A 10,101-nucleotide genomic window follows, 5' to 3' on the forward strand; every position below is an offset into this window, starting at 1 on the left:
GTCGCCGTCCTCAGAACTTCTGCTCGCTGGCCTGCACGTACACCGTGCCGTGGCCGCTGATCTTCAACTGGAAGGCCTCGCCGGAGCCGCGGCCGACGACGTCGCGGAGGCCGACCTTGGCCGCGAGGTCCACCGACAGCCGGCCGACGTGGCCGACGTAGGCCTGCGGGTCGACGCCGACCTGCTGCCCGTTGAGCTGCAGGGGGAAGGCGCCGCCGTGGGCGAGCAGCGCGACCGACCCGCGGCCGTGGACGTTGGTGGTGAACAGGCCCTGCCCGGTCATGGCGCCGCTGATCGCGGACCTCAGCCCGCCGGAGCCGAGGAACTGGACGCTGGTCTGCAGGTTCGCGTCGTGCACGAGCAGCCGGTCGGCCTCGCAGACCAGCGGGGCGGCACCGTCGAGCTCGAGGACGGTCACGTGCATGCCCTTGTAGCCGTAGAGCACCTGGCCGGTGCCCTCGGTGGCCATCATCGGGTTGGACTCCCCCGACACCGCCGCGCCGACCATGCCGCCGATGCCGCGGCCCTGGCCGTGCACCGGGCGGAAGGTGACCTGCCCGGAGTAGCCGAGCATGGCGCCGCGGCGGGCGAGCACCGGGGTGGCCGGGCCGACGTGCGCGCGCACGACCTTGCTGTTGACGGTCTCGAACGGCACGGCTCAGCGCTCCGAGGACTGGACGAGCACCAGGCCGTGCCCGGTGAAGCGGAGGGAGAAGGGCTCGCCGGAGCCCTCGCCCACGAGGGACTTCCACGAGACGCCGCTGACCAGGTTCATCGACAGCTGGCCGCGGGAGCCGACGTAGGCGTCGGGGTCGACGACCAGGTCCATGCCGGGCGCGACCTCCAGCGCCATGACCGGGCCCTCGGACACGATCGCGACCTGGCCCTGCCCGGTGACGGTCGTGGTGGCCAGGCCCTGGCCGCTGGTCACCCCGCGCAGGCCGGAGAACTGGACGTCGAGGCGCAGGTGCTCGGTGTGGGCCAGGATGTGCTCGCTCTCCACGGTGAGCGTGTCGCCGGCGAGGTCGACGACGAGCACGTCCATCGCGTCCTTGGCGAGGTACACCCGGCCGTGCCCGGTGCAGTCCATCAGCGAGATGCTCTCGCCGGCGACGGCCCGCTTGAGCGCGGCGCGCATGCCGCCGCCCCCGCCCATCCCGGAATTCTTGAAGTCGACGTTGCCCTCGAAGGCGACCATCGAGCCGCTGGCGGCCCGGATGCGGTCCCCGTGCAGGTCGGCGTGCAGGACGCGTTTCTGGGCGGTGAGCTGTGCCAACGACGGACCTCTCGGTGCGGGGACGGGAACCGGGCGGACCGTATCCGCCTCCCCCGTCCCGCGGTAGGCCACCCGCCGCGGACGCGCGGCGGCCCCGGGGCGGGCGCCCCGGGGCCTGCCTCAGCTCTGGCCGGCGGGCACCTCGTCGCGCTCGCCCGGCCGGTCGGCGGGCGCGACCTCGGCGCGCTCCCGCCGCGACACGACGATGCTGCTGACCACCGCGGCGATGATGAACAGCAGGCCGGTGAGGCCGGTGACGTACTCGCTGATGTGGAACCGCAGCTCGAGGATCATGATCGCCGCGAGGAAGCCGATGGCCCACATCGCGCCGTGCTCCAGGTAGCGGTACTCGTCGAGGGTCCCCTTGTCGACCATGTAGATGGTCAGCGACCGCACCCAGAAGGCGCCGATGCCCAGGCCCAGGGCGATGATGAAGATGTCGCTGCTGATGGCGAACGCGCCGATGACGCCGTCGAAGGAGAACGACGCGTCGAGCACCTCGAGGTAGAGGAACGCCGCGAACCCGGCGCCGGCGACCGCCTTGGTGGCGGTGCCGCCGGCGCCGTTGCCCGCGGTCTGCCCGGTCGGGGTGACGTCGTCGTCCTCGTCGTCGGTCTCCGGGGCCTCCATGAGTTCGTTGAGCCCGCCGATGAGCAGGTAGGTGAACAGGCCCGCGAGCCCGGACATGAGCACCGTGGCGTACTTGTCGTCGTCGGCGATCTGCGAGCCGACGTAGATGACCGCCAGGGCGATGACGATCGCGAGGTAGGGCAGCTTCCCGGCCTTGGCCAGCGGCCGCTCCAGCCACGACAGCCAGTGGATCTCCCGCTCCTCGTCGAAGAGGAAGTTCAGGAAGATCATCAGCAGGAAGATGCCGCCGAAGGTGTAGATCGCCTCGGCCGCGGCCTCGACGTTCTCGGCGTAGGCCTCCTGGTCCGACAGCGCCAGGTCCCACACCTCGGGGATCGACAGCTGCGCCGTCACCGAGACCAGGACGATCGGCAGCAGCAGCCGCATGCCGAACACGGCGATGAAGATGCCGACGTAGAGGAACAGCTTCCGCCACAGCGGGCTCATGCGGCGCAGCACCTTGGCGTTGACCACGGCGTTGTCGAAGGACAGGCAGACCTCGAGCACGCCGAGGACGGCGACGGCCAGCAGGGCCGCCGGCCCGCCGAAGAACACGGCGGTGACGAGCGCGGCGACCGTCAGACCGACGGAGAAGCCGAAGTAGCGGAGCATCAGGGGTTCCTCTCCGCCGCCGGGGGTGCCGGGCGACGACGACGACAGGGACGGGCGAGCCGGATCGGGCGGGAGGCGGGCCGGTGGTCCAACGGACCCCGGTGGGTCCCGGTTCCCGCCGGCCCGCTGCGGGGCGGCGGGAGCGGCGCGTTCAGCGGACCGGGCGGCGCCGGCCGCCCGTGCCCACGTGCGGGGTCCCGGCGTGGTATCCACGGGCCTCCGGACCGCGCGGGGGCCGGACCGCCCCGCCGGACGCGGGCCACGGCGAGGGGAGGCGGTCGTGAGCGCACCCGGCGGCACCTCCTGGTGGCGGCGCGACCGCGACGCCCCCCGGCGGGAGGCCGCGGCGGCGCGGGAGGCCGCGGCCGCGGCGATGCTGGAGCTGGACGCCGCGCTGGCCGACCTGCCGGACGCCGTCGCCGCCGCGGAGGAGGTGGGGGCACCGGCGGGCGGACGACGGGCTCATCACCGCATCCCCGCCCCTGACTCGTTGGCCCGCGACTGGCGGGACCTCTCCACCCACGCCGACGCCGTCATCGGACACTACCTGCAGGCCCTCTCCGCCCACGACCCCGCGGCGGACGCCGAGCCGGGCGCGGCCCGCGCCGCCACCGCGGAGCTGGGCGCCGCGGCCAGCGCGCTGCGCGAGGTGCACGGCCAGGTCCAGCGCTTCCGCGACCAGTACGGCGAGGTGCTCGCCGCCGCCTCCCGCGCCCGCGCCGCGGCCGCCCGCGCGGTCTCCGCGACCCGCGACGCGGTGGCCACCGCCCGCGCGGCGCTGGACGCCGCCGGCGCCGCCGGGCTGGCCGACCCCGGCCTGGACGGCGTCCTCGCCGACGCCGAGCGCCTCGCCGCCGGCGCCGCCGCCGACCTGGCCGCCCGGCACGCCGCGCCCGCGCTGGACGCCGCCGAGAAGGGCCGCCGGGAGGCCGAGGCGGCGGCCGCGCGGGCGCGGGCGCTGCCGGAGCGGGCCGCGGAGGTCCGCCGCGGCGCCGCCTCCGTCCGCACCCGCCGCGAGGCGCTGGGCACCCGGCACGAGCGGCTGACGCCGGTGATGAGCGAGCTGCGCCGCCGCTACCCGCTCACCGCGTGGTCCGACGTCGAGCGCGCGCCGCAGCGGGCCGCCGAGGCACTGGCCGAGGCCGACGAGGCGCTGACCGCGCTGGAGGAGGCGCTCGGGGCGCCGGTCCTCGACGTGCCGGCGGCCGCCGCGCTGCTGGCCCGGGTGCGGGCGGCCGCCGGCCGGGTCGACGACGAGGTCCGCGCCGCCACCGGGCGGCTGCAGCGGCTCGACGCCGTCGCCGCCGACCCCGGCTCGCTGCTCGGCGAGGTGCAGCGCGCCGTCGTCGACGCCCGGCGGTTCCTCGGCGGGCTGCCCGAGGAGCGCGCCCGCCGCTTCCGCCGCACGTTCGAGGACCTCGCCCGGCGGCTGCCGCCGCTGGAGGAGGCGGCCCGGGGCCGCCGCCCGGACTGGGGCGCGGTGCTGCGCGAGGCGCAGTCGATCGAGGACGGCCTGGACCGGCTGGTGCGGACCGCGCGGGCGGACTAGCCCGCGCGGTCGAGCAGCCAGCGGACGATCTCCTCGCCCGCGGCGGCGCCGCTGGCCGTGGTCACCGCGACCCGTGCGCCGGTCCAGCCCTGCTCGTGCAGCTCGCCGTGGGCGGGGCGGACGGCGGCGTCGGCGGCGAGCAGCATCGGCGCGTCGAGCAGGCTGTCGCCGGCGCACAGCAGCCGCGGCGCGGGCCCCTCCCCCGCCAGCAGCCGGCGCAGCCGGAGCAGCCCGGCGGCCTTGGACAGCCCGGCGGGGACGACGTACACCTTGCGGCCCTGCACCGACAGCGTCGCCCCGGCGGCGGTGACGGCCGCGCCGGTCTCCTCCAGCCAGTCCTGCGGGATCGCCTCGCGGGCGTGCGCGACCAGGTAGCAGAACAGCCCCTCGGCAGCGCGCACGGTGCGCACCCACGGCTGCCCGGCGACCGCCTCGAGCAGGGCGAGCAGCTCCGGCAGCGGCGCGGCCTGCGCGGCGGTGGCCGCCGCCCAGTCGTCCCACCCCGGGTCGCGGACGCCGTCGGCGAGCAGCACCCCGCCGTTGGCGCACAGCGCGTACCGCGGGACGACGGGCAGCCGCACCCGCCCGTACTGCGCCACGGTGCGGGTGGTGACCGGGACCAGCAGCGCCCGTCCGGCCAGCTCGGCGAGCAGTCGCCACGACGCCGGCGTCGCGTGGGACAGCGGCGCGCCGTCGAGGTGCTCGACGACCTCCAGCCCCTCGGTCGTCCCGGCCGCGGCCGCGGAGTAGATGAGCGTGCGGTCGAGGTCGACGGCGGCCAGCGGGGCCGTGAGGACCGCGGTCACCGGCCCACCGGCCGGATCAGCCCGACGCAGGAGTACGGCAGGTCCGGCACCTCGACCAGCGGCACGCCGCGGGCCCGGGCCAGCGCGGCGACGTGCCGCAGGTCCTCGGCGCGGTCCGGGCGGACCAGCACCTGCCAGGGCACCCGGCGCAGCAGCACCCGCGTCGTCTCCCCCACCCCGGGCTTGACCAGGTTGACGTCGGCGATGCCGAACTCCGCGGCGATCGCCTCCACCGCGGCCCACCCGGCCCAGGTCGGCCGGCGGTCGGCGGGCGGGACGTCGTCGGCCGGCGGCCGCGCCGGGAACGCGGCGGCGACGGTGTCGACGAACAGCGCGGAGACGTCGGCGCCCGCGAGCTCGGCGTAGTACTTCGCGCCGTGGAACATGCCCGGGCCGATGAGGTCGTCGCGCAGCACCGTCCGCGACACCAGCCCGGACACCGTGCTGTTCAGGCAGGCGCTCGGGATGAGGAAGTCGTCGCGGGTGCCGTACAGCTCGGTGCACAGGCCGGGGTCGGCGAGGACGGCGAGCCGGTCGTCGAGGGCGGCGTCCTCCGGGTGCGCGGCGACCCAGCCGGCGACGGCCTCGGTGAGCTGCCGCTGGATCGCGCCCTTGCCGGTCCAGCCGTCGACGAACCGCACCGCCGACGCCGGGTGCCGGGCGAGCACGTGCGCCATCGCGACCCGGTCGATGCCGCGGCCGCGGATGATCGAGACGGTGTAGTGCGGCACCGCGACGCCGCGGGAGGCGAGGAACCAGCGGCGCAGCAGCACGCCGACCGGCGTCCCGGCGCGGGCCAGCGACACCAGCACCGGCGTCTGCCCGTGCGCGGCGGCGGCGTCCCAGACCAGCTCGCCGACCCGGGCGACGGCGTCGGCGAGCCGCCCGGCCGACTGCTCCAGCGCGGCGGTGAACAGCGCCAGGTAGTCGTCGTCGGGCTGGTACTCGACCGGCAGCATCTCCGAGTAGTGGGTGCCCGACTGGATGGCCTCCTCACGGTCCTCGGTGCCGCGCTCCAGCGCGACCGACGACAGGTCGGTGAGCAGCCAGGTCACCTCCTCGGGCGGGTAGGAGCCGAACCGGCCGGGGACGGCGGGCGCGAGCCGGGCGGACAGCGCGGTCATCGGGCCGGCTCCGCGACCGGCACGGGGACCAGGTGCACGGCGCGCGCGGCGAACGGGCGCAGCGCCCGCGCCATCGGCGCGCAGTCCTCCGCCGGGGCGTCCACGACCACGACGACGTCGTCGGCGCGTTGGTCGGCCCAGCGGCCGGCCGCGGGGACGGCGGCGGGGTCGGCGAGGTTGTGCACGCGGGAGACGCGGGCGGGCTCGTCGGGCGCGGGGAAGGTCAGGCTGCGGCGCAGGGCGTAGCCGGGGTCGTCGGCGGCGTGCACGGGGCTCCGGGTGGTCGACTGGGTGGTGACGGGGGTGCCGGGCAGCCGCCCGGCCAGGCGCGCCGCGATCACGGTGGGCGCGTGCATGAGCTCCTCGGTGCCGAGCACGAGCACCCCGCGGCTGCCGGCCAGCTCCGGCGCGAGCGCGGCCGCGACGGCGTCGGCGGCGGCGGCCAGCCGGGCGCTGCCGGCGGGGGTCAGGCCGTGCCGGGCGGTGGTCGGGACGCCGGCCGGCCACAGGCCGGCGTGCGTCCGGACCGCGCCGGGCGCGCCGGCCGGGACCGGCGCGGGGCCGGGCAGGGCGGCGCGGGCGGCCGCGGCCCGGGCGAGGACGTCGGCGGGCAGGGCGAGCTCCGTGGTGAGGACGGCGGCGACGTCGACCCGCACGCCCAGCGCCTCCGCGCGCTCGGCGAACGCGGCGCGGGCGGCCGGGGTGCGGGCGTCGAGCAGCGTGGCGACGACGTACCGCTCGCGCGGCCAGCGGGCGTGCAGCTCGGCGACGGTGTTGAGCGCGGTGCGGCCGGAGGTGAGCTCGTCGTCGACGAGCACCAGCGGGCCGGGCGTGTCCAGCGTCACCGGTCCGGCCGGCTGGAGGGCGTGCGCGACCGCGTGCGAGTGCTCCTCCTCGAACGCGGCGGCCACCGGCACGCCCGGGTGCACGCGGCGGGTGGTGTGCAGGTAGGCCGCGCCGAGCCGGTCGGCGGCGGCGTGGCCGAGGCCGGTCGCCGTCTCGCAGTAGCCGATGACCAGGCCGGGCGCCGCGCCGTCCAGGACCGCGGCGACGGCGTCGCCCACCGCGGCCCCGGCGCCGAGGACGGCGGCCGGCGCGACGGGCACGTGCTTGCCCAGGACGCGGGAGACGACCAGGTGCGCCCGGCGCGGGTTGTCCCGCAGCGCCAGGCCGCACAGCTCGGCGAAGCGCCCGGGGTCGGCGGCGGTGACGTCGAGCAGGCGGGAGACGGTGCCGTCGAGGCCGACGGCTCCGGGGAGGGTGGCGGTCACGCGTGCTGCGCCTCCCCGCCGGCGAACACCTCGGCGAGCCGGCGCTGCCCGGTGGACAGCAGGTCGACCAGCGCGGCCTCGTCGGCCACGACGCCGTAGACCGCGGCGCGGCGGCTGATCAGCTCCGCCCACAGCGCGTGCGGGCCGATCTCGTTCATCCGCCCGTTCCCGGACACCGCGATGCCGCCCCGGCCGCGGGCCATGAGGATCTCGAGGGCGTCGTCGTACTCCGAGCGGGAGACGGTGAGCAGCGCGTTGACCACCGAGACGTGCGCCGGGTGGATGACGGTCTTGCCGAGCACGCCGTTGGCCTTGTCGAGGGTGACCTCGCGGATCAGCCCGTCGAGGTCGCCGGCGATCATCCGCTGCCGCAGGCCGCCCTCGTGCTGGTCGCTGAACGGCGTCTGGCGCAGCTGCGGCTTGAACAGCCGGGGCCCCGGGATGTGCTCCCACACCGCGCCGGTGACCACGTGCTCGCCGCCGCGGGTGAAGGTGTTGACCACGTCGGCCAGGCAGTCCCGGACGACGGCGACGTCCCAGATCGTGGTGTCGCGGTCGCGGCGCAGGCCGAACAGCCCCGACAGGTCGGTGCCGCCCACCCGCAGGCACAGCACCGCCTCCCGGTGCGCCTCGACCACCGCGGCCAGCGCGGCGAGCGCGTCGGCGCGGGTCTCCCGCCAGGCGAGGTCGGGCGTCTCCAGGATCGGCATGCCGTAGAGCGGCTGCCCCAGGGCGGCGGCGACCTCCTCGACCGCCGCGAGCATCGGCGCGAGCGTGGCGCCGGTGGCCTTGGGCAGGCTGAACCCGGTCAGCCGCGCCAGCGCCGGCCCGGCGGCCGCCGCGATCCGGCGGATCTGCTCCGGCGTGCGCACCCGGACGAACAGCAGCGGCAGCACCGGCCGGTCGCCGTCGGTGGCGCGCCGGTCGATCCGCTGCAGCGCGGCGACGACGTTGGTCTCGGCGTCGGCGACGGCCGCGTGCGGGATGGCGTCCTCGAGGCACCAGACCATGCTGGTGGCGCCGACCGCGGCCGCGCGGGCGGCGTCGACGTCCAGCGCCGGCCGCGTGCCGGGGCTGTAGAGCGTCGCGCCGAGGGCCAGCGCCAGCACGCCGCGCGGCGTCGCCGGTCCGACCTCGCCCGGCGGGACGGCGAACAGCTGCTCGCGCTCGCCGTCGGTGAGGTGGGAGAAGTGGCGCACCGTCGGCGCCTCCTGCTGGGGGGTCACCGGAGCAGCCCCTGGGCGCGCGCCCGCCGCAGCCAGTCGGGGTACTCGGTCATGAGCCGGTCGAACAGCGCGTCGTCGCTGATCGGCCGGCGGCCCATGAGGTCGCCCTCGCTGACCGCGAAGAAGTCGGCGTTGTCGGTGTAGCGGCCCTCGAGGTCGTCCAGGCGCTGCAGGTAGCTGAACTGCCGCTCCGGGCCGATGCCCATGAACTGCCAGAACACCGGCTCGAAGGACGCCGCCTTGAGCTGCTTGGTCGCGACCGACTTGTCGCTGGGCGCGCCGTCGGTCAGGAACATGACGTAGACCGGCACCTGCGCCGGTTGCGGCTCCACGCGGTCGCGGCTGTCGCCGAAGTAGGCCTTGCGGACGGCGGCCATCGCGGCGCCGTAGCGGGTGTCGTACTCCAGGCGGTACTGCCGGGTGAGGTCGGCGATGTACTGCTGGTGGCCCTCCAGGCGCAGGCCCGGGGGCTGGTGCACGTCCTTGCCGAACAGGAAGACGTCGACGACGCCGTCGTCGTCGAAGCGCAGGCCGAGGGCGAGGACCCGCTCGGCCAGCCGCTGTACGGCGCCGGTGCGGTAGAGCTGGGCCATCGAGCCGGAGATGTCGAGGACCAGCGCGACGCGGGCGGTGTGCTCCCCCAGGCCGCGCTTCTCCAGGCTGACGCCGGCGGTCTTGACCAGGGAGAGCATCTGCGGCGCCGAGGACGACAGCTTCTTCTCGAGGTCGACCAGCCGTCTCTTCTCCATGCTCACCGGGGCGGCGGCCGGCGGCGGGGCGGCGGCGGGGGCGGCCGGGGCGGCGGCGGGGGCGGCCGGGGCGGCGGCCGCGGGGGCGGGCTCGTCGTCGACGCTCACGCCGACGTCGGTGGCCATCCCGGCCAGGCCGGTCGTGAAGCCCTGCCCGACGGCGCGCACCTTCCACTCCGCGCCACGGCGGTAGACCTCGGCGAACACCAGCGCGGTCTCGGGGCCGGCGGCCAGCTCGCAGCGGATCGCGGGCGCCGCGGCGCCGTCGGCGGCCACCTCGACGGCGAGCCCGGACAGCCCGCCGAAGGTGCCGGCCCCGTCGAGGGAGGCGCCGATGACGACCTTCTCGACGTCGGCGGGCAGCGCGGCCGGGTCGATGCGGACCTGGTCGACGGTGGCGCCGCCGCGGACGGTCTTGCCGAGGTGGCGCACCGCGCCGCCGGCGCCGCTGGGCTGGTTGTAGAAGACGAAGTCGTCGTCGCTGCGGACCCGGCCGGCCGCGGTGGTGAGGAATGCCGACAGGTCGGCGTCGACGCCGGGGGCCGGCGTCCAGGTGAGCGTGACGACGACGGGGCCGGGGAGGCCGGCCTGGGCCAGCCCGACGTTGCCGCCCCGGGTGAGGACGTGGACCACTCCGGTGCCGCTCAGACGGACCGGGCGGCGGTGGCCACGGGACGGGTGCGGTCGGGCATGACGAGGGGACCTCCGGGTCTCGGGGGCTGGTGCTTCGCGGGGGCTGCTGCGGGCAGGGCGGGACCCCGGCGGGGCGGGGTCCCGCACCGCCGGGGGGGCGGTCCCGGCCGGGGGGGGGGGGGCGGGCGGGGGGGGGGGGGTCCGTTGGCGCCGCAGTCCTGGGGG

Annotated in this window: 9 protein-coding genes; 1 reads left to right on the top strand and 8 read right to left on the bottom strand. The window is 77.0% G+C overall.

Features of this window, described 5'->3' with window-relative positions; translation table 11 throughout:
- Positions 1 to 10 precede the first annotated feature (10 nt).
- The 3 genes from ACI79L_RS01360 to ACI79L_RS01370 all read right to left on the bottom strand — a co-directional run bounded on the left by ACI79L_RS01360 (position 11) and on the right by ACI79L_RS01370 (position 2,518).
- On the bottom strand, positions 11 to 655 hold the full coding sequence (locus ACI79L_RS01360) for an AIM24 family protein (RefSeq protein ID WP_456935041.1): 645 nt from the start codon (positions 653 to 655) through the stop codon (positions 11 to 13).
- A 3-nt stretch (positions 656 to 658) separates the two neighbouring features.
- A complete protein-coding gene (locus ACI79L_RS01365) occupies positions 659 to 1,276 on the bottom strand; it encodes an AIM24 family protein (RefSeq protein WP_456935042.1) in 618 nt (205 codons plus the stop codon).
- 120 nt (positions 1,277 to 1,396) lie between these two features.
- On the bottom strand, positions 1,397 to 2,518 hold the full coding sequence (locus ACI79L_RS01370) for a DUF475 domain-containing protein (protein WP_456935043.1): 1,122 nt from the start codon (positions 2,516 to 2,518) through the stop codon (positions 1,397 to 1,399).
- Between the two features lie 280 nt (positions 2,519 to 2,798).
- On the opposite strand from ACI79L_RS01370, the gene ACI79L_RS01375 reads away from it, so the two are divergent.
- Positions 2,799 to 4,067 (top strand): hypothetical protein, encoded by a 1,269-nt coding sequence (locus ACI79L_RS01375; protein ID WP_456935044.1) that lies wholly within the window; start codon positions 2,799 to 2,801, stop codon positions 4,065 to 4,067.
- On the opposite strand, the gene ACI79L_RS01380 is transcribed toward ACI79L_RS01375, so the two are convergent.
- From ACI79L_RS01380 to ACI79L_RS01400, 5 genes are read right to left on the bottom strand one after another with little or no spacing between them, the layout of a single operon-like run.
- On the bottom strand, positions 4,064 to 4,873 hold the full coding sequence (locus ACI79L_RS01380; RefSeq protein ID WP_456935045.1) for a hypothetical protein: 810 nt from the start codon (positions 4,871 to 4,873) through the stop codon (positions 4,064 to 4,066). The two genes, ACI79L_RS01375 and ACI79L_RS01380, sit on opposite strands and share 4 nt — an antisense overlap.
- On the bottom strand, positions 4,870 to 5,997 hold the full coding sequence (locus tag ACI79L_RS01385; protein ID WP_456935046.1) for a cysteine protease StiP family protein: 1,128 nt from the start codon (positions 5,995 to 5,997) through the stop codon (positions 4,870 to 4,872). Before ACI79L_RS01385 ends, ACI79L_RS01380 begins: the two co-directional genes overlap by 4 nt.
- A complete protein-coding gene (locus tag ACI79L_RS01390; RefSeq protein WP_456935047.1) occupies positions 5,994 to 7,268 on the bottom strand; it encodes a phosphoribosyltransferase domain-containing protein in 1,275 nt (424 codons plus the stop codon). The genes ACI79L_RS01385 and ACI79L_RS01390 overlap by 4 nt, the downstream gene beginning before the upstream one ends.
- Complete coding sequence (locus ACI79L_RS01395; RefSeq protein ID WP_456935048.1) at positions 7,265 to 8,494, bottom strand: HpcH/HpaI aldolase/citrate lyase family protein; 1,230 nt, start codon at positions 8,492 to 8,494, stop codon at positions 7,265 to 7,267. Before ACI79L_RS01395 ends, ACI79L_RS01390 begins: the two co-directional genes overlap by 4 nt.
- The gene (locus tag ACI79L_RS01400) at positions 8,491 to 9,876 is read right to left on the bottom strand and encodes a VWA domain-containing protein (RefSeq protein ID WP_456935049.1); all 1,386 of its coding nucleotides are present in this window, start codon (positions 9,874 to 9,876) and stop codon (positions 8,491 to 8,493) included. The genes ACI79L_RS01395 and ACI79L_RS01400 overlap by 4 nt, the downstream gene beginning before the upstream one ends.
- Positions 9,877 to 10,101: the final 225 nt, after the last annotated feature.

Source organism: Geodermatophilus sp. SYSU D00684, from assembly GCF_054050455.1.